At 72.7% G+C, this 24,323-nt stretch carries 6 protein-coding genes and 1 pseudogene; 3 read left to right on the forward strand and 4 right to left on the reverse strand.

Annotated elements, in window-relative coordinates; translation table 11 throughout:
- Positions 1 to 47: 47 nt before the first annotated feature.
- From ACFFQA_RS38075 to ACFFQA_RS07245, 4 genes and pseudogenes are all read right to left on the reverse strand, one after another.
- Positions 48 to 12,170 (reverse strand): type I polyketide synthase, encoded by a 12,123-nt coding sequence (locus tag ACFFQA_RS38075; RefSeq protein ID WP_512699652.1) that lies wholly within the window; start codon positions 12,168 to 12,170, stop codon positions 48 to 50.
- Positions 12,162 to 16,706 (reverse strand): annotated as a pseudogene (locus tag ACFFQA_RS38080) (type I polyketide synthase); the annotation flags it as partial. The pseudogene ACFFQA_RS38080 and the gene ACFFQA_RS38075, both read right to left, overlap by 9 nt.
- On the reverse strand, positions 16,589 to 17,518 hold the full coding sequence (locus tag ACFFQA_RS07240; RefSeq protein WP_377850883.1) for an ACP S-malonyltransferase: 930 nt from the start codon (positions 17,516 to 17,518) through the stop codon (positions 16,589 to 16,591). The pseudogene ACFFQA_RS38080 and the gene ACFFQA_RS07240, both read right to left, overlap by 118 nt.
- Entirely contained in the window at positions 17,515 to 18,960 is a 1,446-nt protein-coding gene (locus tag ACFFQA_RS07245) for a class I adenylate-forming enzyme family protein (RefSeq protein WP_377850884.1), read from the reverse strand. The genes ACFFQA_RS07240 and ACFFQA_RS07245 overlap by 4 nt, the downstream gene beginning before the upstream one ends.
- Positions 18,961 to 19,719: 759 nt before the next feature.
- On the opposite strand from ACFFQA_RS07245, the gene ACFFQA_RS07250 reads away from it, so the two are divergent.
- The 3 genes from ACFFQA_RS07250 to ACFFQA_RS07260 all read left to right on the forward strand — a co-directional run bounded on the left by ACFFQA_RS07250 (position 19,720) and on the right by ACFFQA_RS07260 (position 24,304).
- Complete coding sequence (locus ACFFQA_RS07250) at positions 19,720 to 21,405, forward strand: flavin monoamine oxidase family protein (protein WP_377850885.1); 1,686 nt, start codon at positions 19,720 to 19,722, stop codon at positions 21,403 to 21,405.
- 83 nt (positions 21,406 to 21,488) lie between these two features.
- Positions 21,489 to 23,009 carry an MFS transporter gene (locus ACFFQA_RS07255; RefSeq protein ID WP_377850886.1) on the forward strand — a complete coding sequence of 507 codons (1,521 nt, stop codon included), beginning with the start codon at positions 21,489 to 21,491 and terminating at the stop codon, positions 23,007 to 23,009.
- Between the two features lie 44 nt (positions 23,010 to 23,053).
- Complete coding sequence (locus ACFFQA_RS07260) at positions 23,054 to 24,304, forward strand: glycosyltransferase (RefSeq protein ID WP_377850887.1); 1,251 nt, start codon at positions 23,054 to 23,056, stop codon at positions 24,302 to 24,304.
- The last annotated feature ends 19 nt before the right edge of the window (positions 24,305 to 24,323 follow it).

A 24,323-nucleotide genomic window follows, 5' to 3' on the forward strand; every position in this document is an offset into this window, starting at 1 on the left:
TCAGCTGCGGCTCCTCGTGTCTGGGTGGCTGCTTGTGTCGGGTCGGGTCATGACGCACCCAGTTCCTTGTCGAGCAGGTCGAAGATGTCGTCGGCGGTGGCGCTGCGCAGCGCCCGGTCCTCGGCGGCCTCGGCCGCGGCGCTCGCGCCGAGCGCGACCGTGCGACCGGTCCACTTGGCCAGCAAGGCCTCCAGGTGGGTGGTGATCCCGGCGCGCTCGCCGTCGTCGGCCGCCAGGTCCGCGAGCGCGGCCTCCAGCCGGTCCAGCTCGGTGTGCACCGAGCCCACCGTGACCGTGTCGTCGCCGAACATCTCCGCCCGCAGGTGCTCCACCAGCGCCAGCGGGGTCGGGAAGTCGAAGACCACGGTCGCGGGCAGGGTCAGCCCGGTCGCCGCCGTGAGCTTGTTGCGCAGCTCCACCGCGGCCAGCGAGTCGAACCCGTGCTCCCGGAACGCCTTGGCCGGCTCGACCGCCTCCGATCCGGTGTGCCCGAGCACGGCGGCGGCGGTGCCGCGCACCAGGTCCAGCAGGACGCGGGTGCGCTCCACCCCGGAGGCCGTCGCCAGCCGCTGGGCCAGCCCGGTGCCCCCGGCGGCCGGTTCGTCCACTGTGGACGCCGGGGACAGCAGGCGGGCGGCATCGCGGATCTCGTCGAGCAGCGTGCTCGGCCGCGCCGAGGTGAACACCGGGACGAAGCGCTCCCAGTCGATGTCGGCGACCGCGACGAAGGTCTCGTCGTGGTCGAGCACCTGGCGCAGCGCGGTCAGCGCGAGGTCCGGGTCCAGCAGCGGCAGCCCCTGGCGCAGCGGCCGTTCCCGCAGCACGACCTCCCGGTCGGCGGTGTCGCCCGCGTCCCAGTCGTTGAGCGCGTTCCAGATGCCCCACGCCACCGAGGTGGCCCGCAGGCCGCGAGCGCGCCGCTGCTCGGCGAGCGCGTCGAGGTAGGCGTTGCCCGCGGCGTACGCGCCGTGGTCCCCGCTGCCCCAGACGCTGGAGATCGAGGAGAACAGCACGAACGCGTCGAGGTCCTCCTCGGCGAAGAGCTCGTCGAGCAGCTTGGCGCCGGTGACCTTCGCGTCGAGCACCTCGGCGAAGGACTCCAGGTCCGTCTCGCCGAGGTGGCCGAGCTGGATGACCGCCGCCGCGTGCATGACCGCCGTGACTGGGGTGCCCTCGTCCCGCATCCGCTGCACGAGCGTGGACAGGGACTCACGATCGGTCACATCGCACGCGGCGACGGTCACCGTGGCCCCCAGCGCGGTGAGCTCGGCGCCGAGCTCCCGCGCTCCCGGGGCCTGTGCGCCGCGACGGCTGGTGAGCACCACGTGCTCGGCACCCTCGCGGACGAGCCAGCGGGCGAGCCTCGCGGCCAGCGCACCGGTTCCGCCGGTGATCAGCACCGTGCCACGGGGAGTCCACTCGCGCCGCGGCGTGCGCACGGCCAGTGGCGCGCGCACCATCCGCCTGGCCAGGACCGCCTGGCCGCGCACGGCGAGCTGGTCCTCGCCCGAGGTGCCCGCGACGACCGAGACGAACCGGGCGAGCGCCTGGTCGTCCGGAGTACCGGGCAGGTCGACGAGGCCGCCCCAGCGCTGCGGGAACTCCAGCGCGGCGACGCGTCCGGCTCCCCAGATCGCCGCCTGCTCCGGGCGCACCGGCTCGTCGGAGCCGCCAACGGACACCCCGCCGGAGGTCGCGCACCACAGCGGCGCGTCGATCCCGGCGTCACCGAGGGCCTGCAGCAGCGAGACGGTCGCGGCCAGACCGGTGGACATCGCGGGGTGCTCCGGGTCCGGCCGCTCGTCGAGACCGAGCAGCGACACCACACCCGAGACCGCCTCCGACTCGGCCAGCCGCTCGGCCAGCTCCGCGCGCCGCCCCTCGGCCGCCGCGACCGGCAGCGTCCGGACCTGCGCGCCCCGTGCGCCCAGGGCCGATCCGGCCGCGGAGGCCCAGTCACCGGCGACCCCGTCCTCGGGGACCACCAGCAGCCAGGTCCCGCTCAGCGCGGGAGCCGCGGCGTCGGCGACCGGGCGCCAGCCGATGCCGTAGCGCCAGCTGTCCACAATGGACAGCTCGTGCCGCTGCCGCCGCCACGAGGACAGCGCGGGCAGCACCGAGCCGAGCGCCTCGGTCTCCGGCAGGTCGAGGGTGCCCGCGAGGGTGTCGAGGTCCTCGCGCTCGACGGCGGCCCAGAACTCCGCCTCCGCCGCCCCGGCCTCGCCCGGCTCGGGCTCCTCGGCGTCGAGCCAGTAGCGCTGCCGCTGGAAGGCGTAGGTGGGCAGCTCGGTGAACCGCCCGCCGTCCAGCGCCGGGGTGAGGTCCACCGCGACCCCGCGCACCTGGGCCTCGGCCAGCGAGGTCAGGAAGCGGTCGATGCCGCCGTCGTCGCGGCGCAGCGAGCCGACGACCACCGCGTTCGCCCCGGCATCGGCGACGGTCTCCTCGATGCCCACCGCCATCACCGGGTGTGGGCTGGTCTCGACGAAGACGCCGTGGCCGGAGTCGATCAGCGTGCGGACGGTCTCGGCGAAGTGCACCGGCTGCCGCAGGTTGCGGTACCAGTAGCCCGCGTCCATCTCCGTGGTGTCCAGCAGCCCGCCGGTCACCGTGGAGTGGAACGGGACCTTCGACGCGCGCGGCGTGATCGGCGCGAGCACCGTCATCAGCCGCTCGTGGATGATCTCCACCTGGGCGGAGTGCGACGCGTAGTCCACCGCGATCCTGCGCACCCGGACGCCGTCGGCCTCGCACTCGGCGAACAGCTCGTCCAGCCCCTCCGGGTCACCGGAGACGACCACCGAGGCCGGTCCGTTCACCGCGGCCACCGACACCGCGCCCTCGAACCGCCGCAGCCGCTCCCGGACCTGCTCCACCGGCAGCGCGACGGAGGTCATGCCGCCCCTGCCGGAGAGGTCCTGCGCGATGGCCTGGCTGCGCAACGCGACCACGCAGGCGGCGTCGTCCAGCGACAGCGCCCCGGCCACGTACGCCGCGGCGATCTCGCCCTGGGAGTGGCCGACCACGGCAGCGGGCTCGACCCCGAAGGAGCGCCACAGCGCCGCTAGCGAGACCAGCACCGAGAACAGCGCGGGCTGGACCACGTCGACCCGGTCGTAGCCAGGAGCGCCCTCGGCGCCGCGCAGCACGTCGAGCAGCGACCAGTCCACATAGGACTCCAGTGCCGCCGAGCACGCCTCGATCTCCGCGCGGAAGACCGGCGAGGCGTCCATCAGCTCCACCGCCATGCCCAGCCACTGCGAGCCCTGGCCGGGAAAGACGAACACGACCTTGCCGAGACCGCTCGCGACGCCCCGCACGAGCCCAGGGGCCGGCAGGTCGGCGGCCAGCGCGCGCAACCCGGCGGTCAGCGCCTCGGTGTCCGCGCCGACCACGACCGCTCGGTACTCCAGCTCGGAGCGCGTCGCGGCCAGCGAGAAGCCGACGTCCACGGGGTCCAGGCCGGGGTTGGCCGACAGGTGCTCGGCCAGCCGCTGAGCCTGCGCCCGCAGCGCGGCCTCGGAGCCGCCGGAGAGCCGCCAGGGCAGCGCCGGCCGCTCGCCCAGCGCGGGCCGGTCGGCGGGGACGTCCTCCGGCTGCTCGATGATCACGTGGGCGTTGGTGCCGCTGATGCCGAAGGACGAGACGGCCGCACGGCGCGGACCGGCCTGCTCCGGCCAGTCCGTCTCCTCGGTCAGCAGCGCGACCGACCCGGCCGACCAGTCCACGTGCGGGGTCGGCTCGTCAACGTGCAGGGTCCTCGGCATCGTCGCGTGCCGCATCGCCATGACCATCTTGATCACACCGGCGACACCCGCGGCGGCCTGCGTGTGGCCCAGGTTGGACTTCACCGAGCCCAGCCACAGCGGGCGCTCGCGGTCCTGGCCGTAGGTGGCCAGCAGCGCCTGCGCCTCGATCGGGTCGCCGAGCGTCGTCCCGGTCCCGTGGCCCTCGACGACATCGACGTCCTGTGTGGACAGTCCGGCGTTGGCGAGCGCCTGCATGATCACCCGTTGCTGCGAGGGACCGTTCGGCGCGGTCAGGCCGTTCGACGCACCGTCCTGGTTGGTGGCAGAACCACGGACCACCGCGAGCACCGGGTGACCGTTGCGGCGCGCGTCGGAAAGCCGCTCCACCAACAGCATTCCCGCGCCCTCGGACCAACCGGTTCCGTCGGCGGCCGACGCGAACGGCTTGCACCGGCCGTCCTGCGCCAACCCGCGCTGACGGCTGAACTCCACGAACGCGTCCGGAGTGGACATCACCGTGACACCACCGGCCAGCGCGAGGTCGCACTCGCCGTTGCGCAGCGACTGCGCCGCCCAGTGCAGCGCCACCAGCGACGACGAGCACGCCGTGTCGATGGTGATCGCGGGCCCCTCCAGCCCCAGGGTGTAGGCCACCCGGCCGGAGGCGACGCTGGTGTAGTTGCCGGTGCCGATGTAGCCGTCCACGCCTTCGGGAACCGAGGGCAGCCGGGTGGCGTAGTCCGTTCCGAGCATGCCCGCGAACACGCCGGTCTTGCTGCCGCGCAAGGAAAGCGGGTCGATCCCGGCGCGCTCGAACACCTCCCACGAGGTCTCCAGCAGCAACCGCTGCTGCGGGTCCATCGCCAGCGCCTCGCGCGGGGAGATCCCGAAGAAGCCCGGGTCGAACTGGTCGACGTCGTGGACGAAACCACCCTCGCGGACGTAGCTCTTGCCGTGCCGGTCGGGGTCCGGGTCGTAGAGACCGGCCAGGTCCCAACCACGGTTGGCCGGGAACTCCGAGACCGCGTCCACCCCGTCGCGCAACAGCTGCCACAGCTGCTCCGGGCTGCGCACACCGCCGGGGTAGCGGCAGCTCATGCCGACGATGACGATCGGGTCGTCGCCGACGGGCGCGGCCACCACTGCCTTGGGCGGGACCACAGCGGCCCGGCCGAGGACCTCGGCGCGGATGTGCTCGGCGAGCACCGCGGGCGTCGGGTAGTCGAAGACCAGCGTCGCGGGCAGCCGCAGCCCCGTCGCCGCGTTGAGCCGGTTGCGCAGCTCCACCGCGGTCAGCGAGTCGAAGCCGACCTCCTTGAACGCCCGGCCCGCGTCCACCGACCCGGCACCGTCGTGGCCGAGGACGGCCGCGGCCTGCGCACGGACCAGGTCCACGACCACGCTCGTCTGCTCGGCCTCCTCCAGCCGGGAGAGCTGCTGCCGCAGCGCCGATCCCCCGGCGGGCGCGGTGGCGTCCACAGTCCTGCGAGCCGGTCCGCGGACCAGACCGCGCAGCACCACGGGAAGCGTGTCTGCGTTGGCGCGCAACGCCGCGGTGTCCAGGCGCATCGGCGCGACGGCCGCGAGGTCGAGCCCCGGCGCGGAGTCGAACAGCGCCAGCCCCTCCGCCGTGGACATCGAGATCATGCCGGAACGCGCCATCCGTGCCACGTCGGCGTCGGAGAGGTGCCCGGTCATCCCGCTGCGCTGCTCCCAGAACCCCCACGCGAGGGAGCTGGCCGCAAGCCCGTTGGCCCTGCGGTGCTGGGCGAGCGCGTCCAGGAAGGCGTTGGCAGCGGCGTAGTTGCCCTGTCCCGCGTCGCCGAGAACGGCGGCGGCGGAGGAGAACAGCACGAACAACGACAGGTCCATGCCGCTGGTCAGCTCGTGCAGGTTCCACGCGGCGTCGACCTTCGGCCGCAGCACCGCGTCCAGGCGTTCCGGCGTCAGCGACGTGACCACGGCGTCGTCGAGAACGCCAGCCGTGTGCACGACGCCGGACAGGGTGTGCCCGGCCAGCAACGACCGCAGTGCCTCGCGGTCCGCCGCGTCGCAGGCCGCGATGGTGACCTCGGCGCCCAGCTCCGCCAGTTCCGCACGGAGCTCCTCCGCGCCGGGCGCCGCAGGACCACGACGGCTGGTGAGCAGCAGATGCCGCACACCGTGCGCGGTGACCAGGTGCTTGGCGACCAGCCCGCCGAGCGTTCCGGTGGCGCCGGTGACCAGCACCGTGCCGCTCGCCACTGCTTCGTCCACAGTGGACTGACGTGCGGCGGCGACCCGCGCGACGCGACCGGCGAACACCTCGCCGCCGCGCACCCGCAGCTGCGGCTCCCCCGCCTCCAGCGCGGCGAGCACCGAGCGGACCACCGGCTCCGTAAGGTCGCCGTCGGTGTCCACCAAGGCGAACCGGTCCGGGTGCTCCGAGCAGGCCGAGCGCAGCAGACCCCACACCGGAGCGTGCACTAGGTCGGTCACGTCCGCGCCGACGGCCTTCGTGGTGACGAGCACCAGACGTGCCGCCTCGAACCGCTCGTCGGCCAACCAGGACTGGACGAGGTTGAGCGCACCGTGCGCCGCGGCCCGCGCCGATCCGGGGACGTCCGGCGTCGGCGCGTCGGACAAAGGCAGGAACACGATGTCCGGGACCTCGGCGGCACCCAGCGCGGCGAAGTCGGCGTAGCGCTGCCCAGAAGCGAACTCCCCGTCACCGAGGACCGCCCAGCTGGCCGTGGGCTCTGCGGCAACCGTGGACACCCAGTCCAGGTGGAACAGGGCGTCGTGGTGCCCTGCCGCGCTCAGCTGCCCGGCGGAGACCGGACGCGACACCAGCGACTGCACGGTCGCCACAGGAGCGCCGTTCTGGTCGGCGACGTCGATCGCGACCGCCCCGGTGCCCGCCGGGGACAGCCGGACGCGCAGCACGGTGGCTCCGGTGGCGTGCAGCGACACCCCGGTCCACGCGAACGGCAGCCGGATCCCCCCGGCGTCGTCGTCGAAGGAGCCGAGCATCGTGCCTTGGAGTGCGGCGTCGAGCAGTGCGGGGTGGATCCCGAAGCCCCCGGTCTCCACGCCCTCCGGCAGCTCGACCTCGGTGAAGATCTCGCCGCCCCGACGCCACGCCGCGCGCAGCCCTCGGAAGACCGGACCGTAGCCGTAGCCCTGCTCCGCGAGCCGCTCGTAGACGCCGTCCAGGGACAGCGGCTGGGCCTGGGTGGGCGGCCATGCGGTCAGGTCGGCGGCGTCACCGGGCTCCGCCGGGCTCACCCAGCCGGTGGCGTGCCGGGTCCACGGCACGTCGGCGTCCTCCCCGCGCGAGTGGATGACCACCTGGCGGTGGCCGCCGGAGTCCGCCGCCTGGACCAGGACCTGGAGCCGGACCCCGCCGCGCTCGGGCAGCGCCAGCGGCGCCTCCAGGGTCAGCTCGTCCAGCCGACCGCAGCCGAGCTGGTCGCCTGCGCGGATGGCCAGCTCCACGAACCCGGTGCCCGGCAACAGGATCGTGCCGGCGGCGGCGTGGTCGGCCAGCCACGGGTGGGTGTCCAGGCCGATCCGGCCGGTCAGCACGACCTCGCCGGAGTCGGCGAGCTCAACGGCCGCACCCAGCAGCGGGTGCTCGGTCGCGCCGAGGCCCACCGAGCCGACGTCGCCGGTCGCCGCGCCCGCGGTAAGCCAAAAACGCTGGTGCTGGAAGGGGTACGTCGGCAGCTCGACCCGGACCGCGCCCTCGAACAGCGACGACCACTCGACCGTCGCGCCGTGCGCGTACGCCTCAGCGAGGGAGAGCAGGAAGCGGTCGAGCCCGCCCTCGTCCCGGCGCAGCGAGCCGACGGCGAAGGCGACCGCACCGGTGTCCTCGGCACTGGCCTGGATGCCCACGGTCAACACCGGGTGCGCGCTGGTCTCGACGAAGACACCGTGCTCCGAGGCGAGCAGGCCACGGACCGTCTGATCGAAGTGGACGGTCTGCCGCAGGTTCCGGTACCAGTACTCGGCGTCCAGCTCGGCGGTGTCCAGCAGCTCACCGGTCACGGTGGAGTAGAAGGGAGTCGTCGCCGGACGGGGCCGGATGCCGGAGAGGATCTCCAGCAGCTCCTCGCGGATCGTCTCCACCTGGGCGGAGTGCGATGCGTAGTCCACCGGGATGCGGCGGACCCGGACCTCCTCGGCCTCCCACTGGGCGAATAGCTCGTCCAGTCCCTCCGGCGAACCGGAGACGACCACCGAGGCCGGGCCGTTCACCGCGGCGACGGAGACCTGTCCCTGCCAGTCCCGCAGCCTCTCCTCGACGCGTTCGACCGGCAGGGCGACGGACATCATGCCGCCCTTCCCGGCGAGCCGCCGGGCGATGGCCTGGCTGCGCAGGGCGACGACCTTCGCCGCGTCCTGCAAGGACAACGCGCCCGCGACCGCAGCGGCAGCGATCTCGCCCTGCGAGTGGCCCACCACCGCCGACGGCTCGACCCCGAAGGACCGCCACAGCTCGGCCAGCGACACCATCACCGCCCACAACGCGGGCTGCACCACATCGACCCGGTCGTAGCCCGGAGCGTCCTCGTTACCGCGCAGCACGTCCAGCAGCGACCAGTCCACATAGGACGACAACGCCGTTGCGCACTCGTGCATGCGGTCCCGGAAGACCGGCGAGGTGTCGAGCAGCTCCACGGCCATGCCCGCCCACTGGGAACCCTGGCCGGGGAAGACGAAGACCGCCCGCCCGTCGCTGTGCGCGACGCCGGTCACCAGGCCGGGCGCTGGCAGGCCCTCGGCGAGGGCGTTGAGGTCCTCGGTGCCGAAGACCACGGCGCGGTGCTGCATGGCGGCCCGCCCGGTGACCAGGGAGTGGCCGACATCCACCGGGTCCAGCCCGGCGACGTGCTCGCCCAGCCGCCGCGCCTGGCTCCGCAACGCCTCCTCGGTTCGCGCCGAAAGCACCCACGGGATGCCGTGTTCGCGCTGCGGCCGGGTCACGACGGGCGCTGCTTCGACGTCGGCTTCTTCGAGGATGACGTGCGCGTTGGTTCCGCTGATGCCGAAGGAGGACACGGCCGCGCGACGCGGGCGCTCGCCAGCGGGCCAGTCCTGCTTCTCGGTGAGCAGCGCGACGGCGCCCGCCGACCAGTCGATGTGCTGCGACGGCTGCTCGATGTGCAGCGTCCTCGGCATCATCGCGTGCCGCATCGCCATGACCATCTTGATCACACCGGCGACACCGGCGGCGGCCTGCGTGTGGCCGATGTTCGACTTCACCGAGCCCAGCCACAGTGGACGGTCGCGGTGCTGGCCGTAGGTGGCCAGCAGCGCCTGCGCCTCGATCGGGTCGCCGAGCGAGGTGCCCGTTCCGTGCGCCTCGACAACGTCCACATCGGACAGACCGAGGCCGGCGTCGGCCACCGCGCGGCGGATGACGCGTTGCTGCGACGGTCCGTTCGGCGCGGTCAGGCCGTTCGACGCGCCGTCCTGGTTGGTGGCAGAACCACGGACCACCGCGAGCACCGGGTGACCGTTGCGGCGCGCGTCGGAAAGCCGCTCCACCAGGAGCACGCCGACACCCTCGGACATGCCGAACCCGTCCGCGGAAGAGGAGAACGCCTTGCAGCGCCCGTCCCGCGCGAGACCGCGCTGGCGGCTGAACTCCAGGAACATGTCCGGGTTGGTCATGACCGTGACACCACCGGCGAGCGCCATCGAGCACTCCCCGTTGCGCAGCGACTGGACCGCGAGGTGCAGCGCCACCAACGACGACGAGCACGCCGTGTCGATGGTGATCGCGGGCCCCTCCAGACCCAGGGTGTAGGCCACCCGCCCGGAGGCGACGCTGGCGGTGTTGCCGGTGGCGAGGTAGCCCTCGACGCCGTCCGGCGTCTGCCGCAGGCCGACCCCGTAGTCCTGGTAGGTCAGGCCGGTGAAGACTCCGGTCGCGGTGCCCTTCAACGACGTCGGGTCGATCCCCGCGTGCTCCAGCGCCTCCCACGAGGTCTCCAGCAGCAACCGCTGCTGCGGGTCCATCGCCAGCGCCTCGCGCGGGGAGATCCCGAAGAACGCGGGGTCGAACTCGCCCGCGTCGTGCAGGAACCCGCCCTCGCGGGTGTAGGTGCGGCCCGGGGTGGCCGGGTCCGGGTGGTAGAGGCCCTCGATGTCCCAGCCGCGGTCGGCCGGGAACGCCGAGACCGCGTCGCCCTCGGCGACCAGCAGCCGCCACAGGTCCTCCGGCGAGCGGACCTCGCCGGGGAAGCGGCAGCCCATGCCGACGATCGCGATGGGCTCGTCGGCGGCCACCGGGCCCGCCGTGGTCTCCGCGACCGCGCCGCCCGCGATCCGCAGCACGTCGGCGAGCAGGTACTCGGCCAGCGCGGTCGGCGTCGGGTAGTCGAAGACCAGGGTCGCGGGCAGCCGCGCGTCCACGGCGGCACCGAGCCGGTTGCGCAGCTCGACCGCGGTCAGCGAGTCGATGCCGAGCTCCCGGAAGGTTCGTTGCGCGCCAACGGCTTCGGCACCGGAGAAGCCGAGAACGGCGGCGGCCTGCGTGCGAACCAGCTCGACGACCGCCCGGTCCCGCTCGGCGACGGGCAGCCTGGCGAGCCGGTCGGCGAGCGAGGCCCCTCCGGTGGTCGCGGCCTGCGCGCTCCGGCGCGTGGCGCGGACCATGCCGCGCAGCATCGGGTGCGGGTCAGGGACGGCCGCCAGCGCGGTGGTGTCCACCCGCATCGGGACCAGCACGGCCTCGTCCACCAGACGCGCGGCGTCCAGCAGCTCCAGCCCCTGCTCGGAGGACAGCCCGAGCATGCCCGCACGCGCCATCCTGGCCACGTCGGCGTCGGTGAGGTGGCCGGTCATCCCGCTGCGCTGGTCCCAGAACCCCCACGCCAGCGAGACCGCAGCGAGGCCGCGTGCCCTGCGGTGCGCGGCGAGCGCGTCCAAGAAGGCGTTGGCAGCGGCGTAGTTGCCCTGCCCGGCGTCACCGAGGACGCCCGACGCCGAGGAGAACAGCACGAACTCGGCGAGGTCGAGGTCCTTGGTCAGCTCGTGCAGGTTCCACGCGGCGTCGAGCTTGGGCCGCAGCACGGCGTCCAAGCGCTCCGGGGTCAGCGACGACAACGTGGCGTCGTCGAGGACACCGGCGGCGTGCACCACCGCGGTCAGCGGGTGCTCGGCGGGGATCAGCGCGAGAGTGGCGGCCAGCGCCGTCCGGTCGGCCGCGTCACACGCCGCCACGGTCACGGTGGCGCCGAGATCCTCCAGCTCGGCCTTGAGGACGTCGGCACCGGGGGCGTCGAGTCCACGGCGGCTCGTCAGCACCAGGTGCCGCGCGCCGCGCTCGGTGACCAGGTGCCGGGCGACGAGCGCGCCCAGCGTGCCCGTCGCACCGGTGACCAGCACCGTGCCCTCACTGTCCATAGTGGACGATTGGGTGAGCACGACCTTGCCGATCTGGCTCGCCGTGCTGAGGAAGCGGAACGCCTCCGGAGCGCGGCGCAGGTCCCAGGTCCGCACCGGCAGCGGCACCAGCGCGCCGCTGTCGAACAGCGCGAGGACCTCGGCAAGCAGCGCGCCGATCCGCTGCGGCCCGGCCTCGATCAGGTCGAAGGCGCGGTAGCTCACCCCGGAGTGCCGTTGTGCGACCTCGTCGGGATCACGGAGGTCGGTCTTGCCCATCTCCACGAAACGCCCGCCGCGCGGCAGCAGTCCCAGCGACGCGTCGGTGAACTCCCCGGCGAGGGAGTTCAGCACGACATCGACACCGTTGCCGCCACTGGTGGCCAGGAACGCGTCGGCGAACTCCAACGTGCGCGAGGAGGCGATGTGGTCATCGGCGAGACCCAGCCCGCGCAACGCGTCCCACTTCCCGGGGCTGGCCGTGCCGTAGACCTCGGCGCCGAGATGCCTGGCCAGCTGAACCGCTGCCATGCCAACGCCTCCGGCCGCAGCGTGCACGAGCACGGACTCCCCGGAGCGCAGGCCGGCCAGGTCCACCAAGCCGTAGTAGGCGGTGGTGAAGACCAGCGGCACCGACGCGGCCTGGGCGAAGGACCAGCCCTGCGGCACGCGTGCGAGCATCCGACGGTCTGTCACCGCGAACGGGCCGAACGCACCCTCGAAGACACCCATCACCGCGTCACCCGGCGCAAGGTCGGTGACCTCCGCGCCGACCTCGGTCACCACCCCGGCGGCCTCGCTGCCCAGCAGCGCGTCCGCGTCGGGGTACATGCCGAGCGCGATCAGCACGTCGCGAAAGTTGAGGCCGGTCGCGCGCACCGCGACCCGGACCTCACCCGCAGCGAGCGGGGCCTCGGCGACGGGCACCGGCGCCAGGCTGTCAAGCGTGCCCCTGCGCTCGGCGTCCAGCCGCCACGCGCCCCGCGCGGGCGGCACCAGCGCGGCACTGGTCGCGGCGCGCGCCAGCCGGGGCGCGCGGACCACGCCGTCGCGAACGGCGAGCTGGGACTCCGCGCCCAGCGCGGCCAGCAGAGCCTCCACCGGCAGCACGTCCGCGTCGCCGGAGACGTCCAGCAGCGCGAACCGGCCGGGGTTCTCCGAGATCGCCGAGCGCAGCAGCCCCCACAGGGGCGCGTGCACCAGGTCGGAGACGTCCTCGCCGGACCGCGTGGCCACGGCGCCCACTGTCAGCACGACGAGCTTGGCCGAGGCGAACCGCTCGTCGGAGAGCCACTCCTGGACCAGCGCGAGCGCGCGGTGCGCTGCGGTGTGCGCGGCACCCGCGATGTCCTCGGCGTGCTCGGCGAGGACGAACGGGGTGATGACGATCGGCGGAACTTGGCTCAGTGAAGCCAGATCTGGGACCTGCTTGGCGGTGAACGCCTCGGCGAGCCCTGGCATGCGCGGTCCGACCACCGCGGTGGCGGTGGGCTGCGACGGCGTCGCCGCGACGTCCGTCCACTCCAGACGGAGCAGTGAGTCGTTGTGCGCGGGCGACGCGGTCAGCTGGGCGGCCGACACCGGGCGCGAGACCAACGCCTCCACCGTGGCGACGGGGGCACCGGTGGGGTCAGCGACCCGCACCGACACGGCGTCCTTGCCCGCAGGCGCGATCCGCACCCGCAGCGCGGTGGCACCGTTGGCGTGCAGGGAAACCCCGTTCCACGCGAACGGCAGCCGAACCGCGTCGTCAGCGGGACCGGCGAGGTCGCTGGCGTGCAGCGCCGCGTCCAGCAGCGCCGGGTGAAGCCCGAACTTGCCCGCCTCGGCGGGCTCGGCCAGCTCGACCTCGGCGAAGACCTCCGAGTCCCTGGTCCACGCGGCGCGCAGTCCCTGGAACAGCGGGCCGTAGCCGTAGCCGGTCGCGGCCAGCCGGTCGTAGAAACCGTCGAGATCCACCGGCTCGACTCCGGCGGGCGGCCACACCTGCTCGGCGAAGCCCTCCACCGTGCCCGCGACGGCGAGCGCCCCGCTGGCGTGCCGGGTCCACGGGCGGTCGGCGGGCGCGTCCTCGGGACGCGAGTGGATCCGCAGCGGACGCCTGCCGGACTCCTCGGCCGCGCCGACCCACACCTGGAGAACGACACCGTCGCGCTCGGGCAGCGGCAGCGGCGCCTCCAGCGTCAGCTCGTCGAGCAGGTCGCAGCCGACCTGGTCGCCCGCCTTGACCGCCAGCTCGACGAAAGCCGTTCCTGGCAACAGGACCGTGCCCATCACGGCGTGATCGGCCAGCCACGGGTGCGTGCGCAGCGAGACCCTGCCCGTCAGCAGCAGCCCACCGTCCACGGCGACGGAGACCTCCGCGCCCAGCAGGGGGTGCTCCGTGCCGCGCAGACCGGCGGCGGCGACGTCACCGACACCGCTCGGCGTCTCCATCCAGAACCGCTCGCGCTGGAAGGCGTAGGTCGGCAGGTCCACGACGCGCCCGGCGGCCGGGCCCCACGACACGTCGGCGCCACGCACGAAGACCTCGGCGACCGAGCCGAGGAACCGGTCGAGACCGCCCTCGTCCCGGCGCAGCGAGCCCACGGCGACCGCGTCCCGCCCGCTGGCCTCGACGGCGCCCTGGATGCCCGCGGTGAGCACCGGGTGCGCGCTCGACTCGACGAAGATCCCGTGCCCCTGCTCGGCGAGACCGCGCACCGTCTGGTCGAAGTGGACGGTCTGCCGCAGGTTGCGGTACCAGTACTCGGCGTCCAGCCCGGTGGTGTCCAGCAGCTCACCGGTGACGCTGGAGTGGAACGGAACCTTCGACGCGCGCGGCGTGATCGGCGCGAGCACGGTCAACAGCTGCTCGCGGATGGACTCCACGTGCGCGGAGTGCGACGCGTAGTCCACGGGGATGCGACGGACCCGGATCCCCTCGCTGTCAAAGGCTTCGAAGAGCTCGTCGAGTGCCTGCGGGTCGCCGGAGACCACGACGGAGTCCGGGCCGTTGACGGCGGCGACCGAGATCCGGCCGTCCCACCGCGCGAGCCGCTCGGTGACCTGGTCCACCGGTAGCGCGACGGAGGTCATGCCGCCCTTGCCCGCCAGCTCCCGCGCGATGGCCTGGCTGCGCAAGGCAACCACCCACGCGGCGTCCTCAAGGGACAGTGCCCCCGCGACGTAGGCCGCGGCGATCTCGCCCTGCGAGTGACCGACGACAGCGGAGGGGTGCACGCCGTGGGAACGCCACAGCGCGGCGAGGGAGACCATGACCGCGAACAACACGGGCTGAACGACGTCCACGCGCTCCAGCGACGCGGCGCCGTCCACACCGCGCAGGACGTCGAGCAGGTCCCAGTCCACGAAGGGCTCAAGGGCCAGCGCGCACGCCTCGATCTCGGCGCGGAAGGCGGGCGCGGTCTCCAGCAGCTCCACCGCCATCCCGGTCCACTGCGACCCCTGGCCGGGGAAGACGAAGACCACCCGGGGAGCACCCTCGGCGACACCGGTGACCACACCCGGCTCGGCGCGGTCCTCGGCGAGCGCGTCCAGCCCCGACACCAGCGCGTCACGGGTGCCTGCGACCACGACACCCCGGTGCTCGAAGAGCTCACGGGTACCGGTCAGGGAGTACGAGAGGTCGGCGAGCGCCGCGTCCTCTTCGCCGTCGAGGTGCTCACGCAGCCGCACCGCCTGCGCCCGAAGGGCTTCCCTCGACCGTCCGGAAAGGACGAACGGCAGCATCCACGCGGGCTCGTCGACCGCAACACCCTGCGGCTCAACGGGTTCGGAGGGCTCGGCCTCCTCGATGATGACGTGCGCGTTGGTGCCGCTCATGCCGAACGAGGAGACACCGGCGCGGCGCGGGTGCCCGTTGGGCGTCCAGTCCACGTTCTCGGTCAGCAGCGAGACCGCGCCGGAGGACCAGTCGATGTGCGGGCTGGGCGCGTCGATGTTGATCGTCCTCGGCAGCACGCCGTTGCGCAGGGCCAGCACCATCTTGATCACACCGGCGACACCGGCGGCGGCCTGGGTGTGGCCGATGTTGGACTTCACGGAGCCCAGCAGCAGCGGCCGCTCCGGCGCGCGCTCCCTGCCGTAGGTGGCCAGCAGCGCCTGCGCCTCGATCGGATCGCCGAGCGTCGTTCCGGTGCCGTGCGCCTCGACCGCGTCGACCTCGTCCGGCTTGAGGCCGCAGTTGGCCAGCGTCTGGAGGATGAGCCGCTGCTGCGACGGACCGTTCGGCGCGGTCAGGCCGTTGGAGGCGCCGTCCTGGTTGATCGCGGAGCCGCGCAGGACCGCGAGCACCTCGCGGCCGTTGCGGCGCGCGTCGGAGAGCCGCTCCAGCACGATCATGCCGGCGCCCTCGCCCCAGCCGGTGCCGTCGGCCGCGGCGGCGAAGGGCTTGCAGCGGCCGTCGACCGACAGCGCGCGCTGACGGCTGAACGCCACGAAGGAACCGGGGTTGGACATCACCGAGACACCACCGGCGAGCGCGAGCGAGCACTCACCGGCGCGCAGCGCCTGCGCGGCGAGGTGCACCGCGACCAGCGAGGAGGAGCAGGCGGTGTCGACGCTGACGGTCGGGCCCTCCAGCCCCAGCGTGTAGGCGATCCGGCCGGAGGCCACGCTCGTGGTCACGCCGGTGACCAGGTACCCCTCGGTGCCCTCGGGCGCCTCGTGCAGCCGGGGGCCGTACTCCTGCGGCTCCGCGCCGACGAACACGCCGGTCTGGCTGCCGCGCAACGACTTCGGCCGGATACCGGCCCGCTCCAGCGCCTCCCAGGAGGTCTCCAGCACCAGCCGCTGCTGCGGCTCCATCGCGCTGGCCTCGCGAGGGTTGATGCCGAAGAACACCGGGTCGAACTCGGCCGCATCGTGCAGGAAGCCGCCGGAGCGGGTGTAGCTGGTGCCCACCCGCTCCGGGTCGGGGTCGTAGAGTGCGTCCAGGTCCCAGCCCCGGTCGGTGGGGAACTCCGAGATCGCGTCCCCGCCCGCGAGCAGGAACTCCCACAGCCGCTGCGGACTGTCCAGCCCTCCGGGGAAGCGGCAGCCCATGCCCACGATCGCGATCGGCTCGTCCGAGCCCGCCGACGCCGACGGCGCGATGACCGCCGTGCCCAGCCCCAGCGACTCGGCGAGCAGGTGCTGGGCGAGCGCGAGCGGCGTGGGGTAGTCGAAGGCCAGCGTCACCGGCAGGTCCAGCCCGGTGGCCTCGGTCAGCCTGCGGTGCAGCTCGACGGCGGCCAGCGAGTGCAGTCCCAGCTCCCGCAGCGGCCGGTCGGGCGCGAGGCCCTCCGGGCCAGGCAACTCCAGCGCCGCGGCCGCCTCCGCCCGCACCAGCTCCAGCAACACCCGGTCACGCTCGGCTTCGGACAACTCCGCGAGACGGTGTGAGAACAACGATCCTCCCCAGGACGAGCGCCGGGGCGCGGACGCGCTCCGGGCGAATGCGTCGATCGATGTGGCGCGGATCAGCGCCGGACGAGCGTTCTGCGGTGCCGCAGCGCGCGGTCCGGATCGACCGCGAGCACCTCGAAGGTCTTCGTGGACTTCAAGCGGCGGAACAGGTTGTCCGAACCGGAGACGCACACGTCGGTCACCCCCTGCTCCCGCAGCGTCCGCACGACCGCCTCCCAACGGACCGCGCGGACGAAGGTCGCCATGTGCAGCTCGTACATCCCCGCCGCGGTGGTCACGAGCGTCCCGTCGTGGTCGGCGACCACGGGCAGGACGGGATCGGCGAAGGAGTACTTCGGGTAGATCTCCCGCGCCGCGTGCTCGCGCTGCGGCTCCAGCAGCGCGGAGTGCACGGCGGGGCGCATGGTGTACATCGAGTAGCCGCCGACGTCCCGGATGCGCTGCTTGAACCAGTCGAGGTTGCGCTCCCGCAGCGACACCATGAAGAAGCCGGGGTCGAGGTAGGAGGAGACCTCCGCCCACTCGCCGCGCTCGCCGAGCTCATCGAGCATCTCGGCGAGCTGCTCCTGCGGCGTGCGGACGAAGGAGTGCGTGACGAGGTCGGCGTTGTCCGCCTGGGCGAAGTACTCCGCCTCCCACCGCGCCAGGTCGGCGGTCAGCCGCACCGTGTCGGCGAAGGAGAGCGCTCCGGAGAACGCGGTCGCGGCCCGCAGCCCGTTGCTGGGGCCCGCGCACAGCACCGGGGCCACGTCCAGGGTCTGCCGCGCCCAGTCGGCGAGCGCGACGGAGTTGACCACGAAGGCGACCTGCGCTGCCTCGGTGTAGGCGTCCTCGGACCGGCTGAACGCCGCCAGCACGTCGTAGCCGAGCACCTCGCGCGCCTCGGCGAGCCGGGCTTGGGCGAACGGGTTGACCACCATGAACTTGCCGACCTCGGCGAAGGTCGCTGGCCCCATCCCGGGGAAGACCATCGCGGTGCTCATGCCGGGGCTCCGACGGGCTCGGCGGCAAGCGCCATCCGCTCCAGCTCCTTGCGGTCGGGCTTTCCGTTGCGGTTGAGCGGGAACCGGTCAAGCACCCGCACCTGGTTGGGGTGCTCGAAGGGCGGCAGCACGGCGGAGAGCACCCCGCGCCAGTGGCGCGCGTCCCGCTCCTGCTCGTCCTCGACGAAGAACACCAGCTGCGCTCCCCTGCGCTCGTCCGGTGTCGCGATGATCTTCACCGAGCAGCCCGCCGCGGCGAGCTTGTGCTCGATGATCTCCGGGTAGAGGACGTAGCCCATGCGCTGCACCGCGAACTTGCGGCCGATGACGAAGACGTTGCCGTCGTCGTCGAGGAAACCGAGGTCGTTGGTGCGGAACCAGCCGCCCTCCGGGGCGATCGGCACCAGGCCGCCGTCCAGGCCGAGGTAGCCCTCCATCAGGTCCGGGGTGCGCACGATCAGCTCGCCGACCTCGCCCGGCACCACCTCGGCGCCGTCGTCGTTGATCACCCGGACCTCGATGCCGTCCATCGGCTGCCCGGTGCCGACCGCGTTGTCGGTGGTGGCGAAGGCGACGTTGCCCATCTCGGTGCTGCCGTAGCTGTCCAGCAGCGGCAGGCCGAAGGTGGCGACGGAGCGCTCGACCAGCGTCGGGTCCAGCGGGGCCGCGCCCGCGCAGAGCATCCGCGCCGAGCGCAGGTCCTCCCGCAGCGCCGGCCTGCGGCCCACCATGTTCAGGATGCTGCGGTAGGTCGCGGGCGTGGCGTCCACGACGGTCACCCCGGCCTGCCCGGCCAGCCGCAGCGCGCGGTCGATCCGCTTGTACGGCGCGATGACCAGCGAGCAGTCGGCCAGCCAGGCGATCAGCACCATGGACAGGCCGTACTGGTGGGAGAAGGGCAGCAGCGGCAGCAGCACGTCACCGCCGCGGTGCCCCATGTGCTCGGCGTTGCGGACCAGGTTGCGCAGGAACTTCCCGCCGGACTTGACGATGCCCTTGGGCGTGCCGGTGGACCCGGAGGAGTACATGATGAGCCCGTCCCGGCGCTCCCCCCACGCGGTGAAGTCCAGCCGCGCGCCCTCGGCCGGTTCCGGCGTGTCCTCCCCGAGCGCGGCGACGAAGAGCTCGTAGAGGTAGACGCGGTCCTCGTCGTCGGGCAGCGGGGCGTCGTCGTCCACCAGGCACCAGGCCGCCCCCGCCTGCCTGGCGAGGAAGCGGGTCTCCTCGGCGCGCTCCTGGGGGTCCACCAGGACGATCGAGGCGCCGAGGTGCATCAGCGCGAACAGCGCGCCGACGTAGGCCAGCGAGTTGCCCGCCTTCAGCAGCACTCGGTCTCCTGGACGCATCCCCTTGCGGCGCAACACTTCCACCACTCGCAGGGTGTTCCGCTCGAACTCCGGGAAGGTCTGCACCGAGTCCGTGGCGAAGAACTTTGCCGTCATCGGATCGAACTCCTTACTGCATTGTCCCCGCGAGCCGCCCTGCGCCCCGCGGGCTGCCGAGCGCCCCTCGGTGCCGGCGCGCCCGCTTGTCTCGACCGGGTCACGACCGCGCCGAGGGCAGCGCGGTGCGATCGTCGGGAGGCGAGGGCGAGTACGGCGGCAGCGAAGGGCAGCACGGCGGTCCCCAGTGAATCCCCAGCGTGCATGCACATATAAGTCGAACGCCACGAAGCTACGACCGATCGAGTGAGGATGACACCCTTAGGAGCCCCTTAACCCCCCTAAAAAGAAGGACACGGAACGATAACGAAAGCCTTAACCTGGCCTTTTGTCGACCACTCGGACTTCCCGATAAAAATCTCCTCAGGACCCGGCGGGGCGAAGCCCGAAAACCCACAAACGATCATGATGGCGGCGTACCATAACGCCCTGATCTGCGAATATGTGGGGGCATAGGGGTTGATGAGCACACCGGGACGGCTTAGCGTGACACCACCTCGGGGCGCACCGGCCACCTGCGGCGAACGAGAAGGAACGTCAAAGCGACGTTTGTCCGACTTTTCGATGCCAAACTCGGCAATATAGCTCAGGAAGCCACGTGTGCGGTATCCAAAAATACTGTCACGGGGGACTACGCGATTCCGCGGAACCCCTGGTGGAAAGTGGCCGGTCCCCTCGCGGGGGCCACGGCCCCGAGAGGCGCCGCTCGCGCACACCGTCCGGCCGCTCGCGGCCGTCACAGTTCTGGGGGACCCACCGATGACCGCGTTGCTGTCCGACCCACGAGCGCTGTCGGAGCTCTCCGGCCCGCTCACGATGTTCGGCCCGGACTTCCCGTTCGCCTACGACGACTGGCTGGCCCATCCCGGCGGGCTCGGCCGGGTCCCCGAGTCCGCCCACGGCTGCGAGGTCGCGGTGATCGGCGGCGGGCTCTCCGGCCTGGTGACCGCCTACGAGCTGATGAAGCTCGGCCTGCGCCCGGTGGTCTACGAGGCCGACCAGCTGGGCGGGCGGATGCGCTCGGTGAGCTTCGAGGGACACCCCGAGTCCAAGGCGGAGATGGGCGCGATGCGCTTCCCGCCGTCGGCCACGGGACTGTTCCACTACGTCAACACCTTGGGGCTGCGCACCGTTGCCTTCCCGAACCCGCTCGGGCCGCACACCCCCGGCACCGTGGTGGACCTCAACGGGGTCAGCCACTGGGCCCGCACCTCCGCCGAGCTGCCCGAGTCCTACCGGGAGGTCGCCGACGCCTGGGCCAAGGCGCTGCACGAGCACGCCGAGCTGTCCGTGATGGACGCGGCGATCCGCAGGCGGGACGTGCCCACCATCAAGGCGATCTGGAACCGCCTGGTCCCGAAGCTGGACGACGTGTCCTTCTACGGCTTCCTGTCCTCGGCGCCGTCCTTCGCCTCCTTCCGGCACCGGGAGATCTTCGGCCAGGTCGGCTTCGGCACCGGGGGCTGGGACACCGACTACCCCAACTCCATGCTGGAGATCCTGCGCGTGGTCTACACCGGCGCCGACGAGGACCACCGGCGCGTCGTCGGCGGCTGCCAGCAGGTCCCGCTCGGCCTGTGGGAGCACCGGCCCGACCGCGTCGCGCACTGGCCGGACGGCACATCGCTCTCGTCCCTCCACAATGGACGGACACGGCCCGCCGTCACCGACCTGGACCGGGTCGGGCGCGACTACCGGGTGCGCGACTCCAGCGGCGAGGTCCGGGAGTACCCCGCCGTCGTCTTCGCCGCGCAGAACTGGATCCTGCTCTCCAAGATCCGGTGCGCGGAGTCGCTGCTGCCCGGACCGGTCTGGACCGCGGTGGAGCGGACGCACTACATGGGCTCCTCCAAGCTCTTCGTGCTCACCGACCGCCCCTTCTGGCGCGACACCGACCCCACCACCGGCCGCGACGTCATGAGCATGACCCTCACCGACCGGCTGCCCCGCGGCGTCTACCTCTTCGACGACGGCCCCGACAAACCCGGCGTGATGTGCCTGTCCTACACCTGGAACGACGACTCGCTGAAGCTCGCGGCGCTCTCGCTCGACGAGCGGCTTGACGTGATCCTGGCTTCTCTCAAGCAGATCTACCCCGACGTGGACATCCGATCGCACATCATCGCGCCACCGGTCACCATCACCTGGGAGACCGAACCGCACTTCATGGGCGCCTTCAAGTCGAACCTGCCCGGCCACTACCGCTACCAGCGGCGGCTGTTCACCCACTTCATGCAGCGGGACATGGAGCCGCGGCACCACGGGTTCTTCCTCGCGGGCGACGACATCTCCTGGACGGCGGGCTTCGCCGAGGGCGCGGTGGGCACGGCGCTGAACGCGGTCTGGGGCGTGGTCACCCATCTCGGGGGCAGCACGCACCCCGGCAACCCCGGCCCCGGCGACGTCTTCGACCGGATCGCGCCGGTGGAGCTGCCGGAGGACTGAGAGCAACCACCCACGCGGTGTCACCGGGGTGCGCTAGCTTCGGGAACCGGCCGGAAAGTAGATCTACAGGGGGATCGAGCACGATGGTCACGATCGGCGCTGGGCGCTGGGGGATTCTCGCCGCACTGGCACTGAGCCAGCTGCTGGTGGTGGTGGACAGCACCGTCTTCGGACTGGCGATCCCCACGATCACCCAGGAGTTACGGCCGACGCTCACGCAGCTGCTGTGGATGAACGACGTCTACCCGCTGGTGCTGGCGGGCCTGCTGATCACCGCGGGCGCGGTCGGGGATCGCTTCGGGCGCAAGAAGATCCTGCTCATCGGCTTCGTCGTCTTCGGGCTCACCTCCACGTGCGCCGCGTACGCCCCGACCGCGGGGCTGCTCATCGCGGCCAGGGTCGGAACCGCGATCGGCGGCGCGATGATCATGCCCGCGGTCATGTCCATCACCAGGATCGTCTTCCCCGAGCGAAGAGAGCGCACGCTCGCGCTCGCCGTGATCGGCTCCGTGCTGACCATCGGCGCCTCGGGCGGTCCGCTGCTGGGCGGGTTCCTGCTGGAGCACTTCAGCTGGGGCTCGGTGTTCCTGATCAACGTCCCGGTGATCGCGGTGGCCTCGCTGGTGGTCACGCGGTTCGTCCCGGAGTCGCGCAACCCCAACGCTCCCAGGGTGGACCTGGTCGGCTCGGTGCTGTCGATGCTGGGCATCGGCTGCCTGGTCTTCGGCATCAAGAAGGCCACCGAGTCGGGCATGGTCGGGCTGACCTGGCTGCTGCTGCTCGGCGGCGCCGCGCTGATCACCGCGCTGGTGCTGTGGCTGCGCCGCACCCCGAACCCGTTGCTGGACCTGACCCTGTTCGGCAACAGGGGCTTCAGCACCGGCGTCGGTTCCGCCGGCGTGGCGATGCTGGCGATGTCCGGCGTGATGTTCGTGCTGGAGCAGTTCTTCCAGTCGGTGCTGCACTACAGCCCGATGCGCGCGGGCCTGGCCCTGCTGCCGCTGCTGGTCTCCATCGTCGCGGCGTCCTTCCTGGGCATGGTGCTGCTGCGCTGGGGGCACCGGCTGGCCTTCGGCATCGGTCTCGGCCTGACTGCGGTGTCGCTGCTGGCGATGTGGCCCGCGCTGGAGCTGGGCGGCTACCTGCCCGTCGCGGCGGCGGTGGTGGGGCTGGGCATGGGCATCGGCGTCACCATGATCTCGGCCAACGACGCGGTGATGTCGGTGGCCCCCGCGGAGCAGGCGGGCAGCGCCGCCGCGACCGAGGAGACCACCTACGAGCTCGGCATCGGCATCGGCATCGCGGTGATGGGCGGCATGGCCTTCTCCGTCTACGGCAGCTCGCTGGCCTCGATCCCGGGCATTCCCGAGCCGACCATGAACGCCGCGCGGGAGTCCGCGAGCGCCGCGGTGGCCGAGGCCGCGCACCTGCCGCGGGAGCTGGCGGCCCGGCTGCTCGCCGACTCCGGAACCGCCTTCGTCGACGGCATCCAGTCCACGGCGCTCGTCGGCGGAGCGGTGCTGGCCGTGGTCACCCTCGTGGTGTGCGCGGTGATGCCGAGGCACGTCGCCGCGGCCGAGGACGTCGCGACGGGCAACCACTGACTTCGAAACCCTGACAGCACAACACAACTGGGGAGCCGACCACGATGAGGATCGTCATCATGGCGGTCGGAGGCCGGGGGGACGTCGCGCCCTACACCGGTCTCGGACTGCGCCTTCGCGAAGCCGGTCACGACGTCGCCATCGCCGCCGAGAGCGCCCACGAGCCGCTGGTGCGCTCGGCCGGGCTGGAGTTCCGGGTGCTGCCGGGCAACTCCCAGGCCGACCTGGACACCGAGGACGGCAAGCGGTGGCAGGAGTCCGGCACCGGGGTGCGCGCCCTGGTCTCGGCGACCCGGCTGTTCACCCAGCTGATGAAGGACCTCTGCGACGGTGTGCGCGGGGCGGCGGAGGGCGCCGATCTCCTTCTGCTGCACCACCTGACGATCTACCAGGGCTACGCGGTCGGCAAGGCGATGGGCATCCCGACGATGGCGCTGGAGCTGTTCCCCACCGGGATGGCCCCGACCGGGGACTTCCCGCCCGCCGAGCTGTCCCTGCCCGACCTCGGGCGCTGGGCCAACCGCAACGTCGACCGCCTCGTCGGCGCGCTCACCTCGCCGGCCGTGCGCTTCTTCGCCGACTTCCAGCGGGAGCTCGGCCTGCCCGGCATCGGGCTGAGCTCGATGGTGCGCGCGCTGCACGAGGAGGACTGGCCGATCCTGCACGGGTTCAGCCCCGAGGTGGTGCCCCGGCCGCGGGACTGGCGACCCGGCATCGAGGTCAGCGGCTACTGGTGGCCGGCGGTGCCGCAGGGCTGGCGTCCCCCCGCCGAGCTGGTGGACTTCCTCGACGCCGGGCCGCCGCCGGTCTTCGTCGGCTTCGGCAGCATGGCGCAGGGCGAGGGCGAGCGGCTGTCGGAGATCACCGCGGCGGCACTGCGCCGGGCGGGCGTGCGGGGCATCGTCCAGGCGGGCTGGGCGGGCATGGCCGTCGCCGGCGACGACGTGTTCTCCGTCGGCGACGTCCCGCACGAGTGGCTGTTCCCCAGGACGGCGGCGGTCGTGCACCACGGGGGCGCGGGCACCACCGGGGCCGCGCTGCGCGCGGGGGTTCCGGCGATCGCCGCGCCGCTCATGGCCGACCAGCCGTTCTGGGCCGACCGGCTGGTGCGGCTCGGGGTGAGCCCCGGCTCGGCCGGGCTGCGGGCGCTGGACGCGCGGCGGCTCGGTGAGCTGATCACCCAGGCGGTGACCGACCCCCGCTTCGGCGACCGCGCGCGGACCCTCGCCGAGCGGATCCGCGCCGAGGACGGGGCGGGGCAGGTGGTCAAGGCGGTCGAGCGGCTGGCCCGCTGACACCGGTCGGCGCGCTCCG

Origin of the sequence: Allokutzneria oryzae, from assembly GCF_042429765.1 — a bacterium.
GTDB lineage: Bacteria > Actinomycetota > Actinomycetes > Mycobacteriales > Pseudonocardiaceae > Allokutzneria > Allokutzneria oryzae.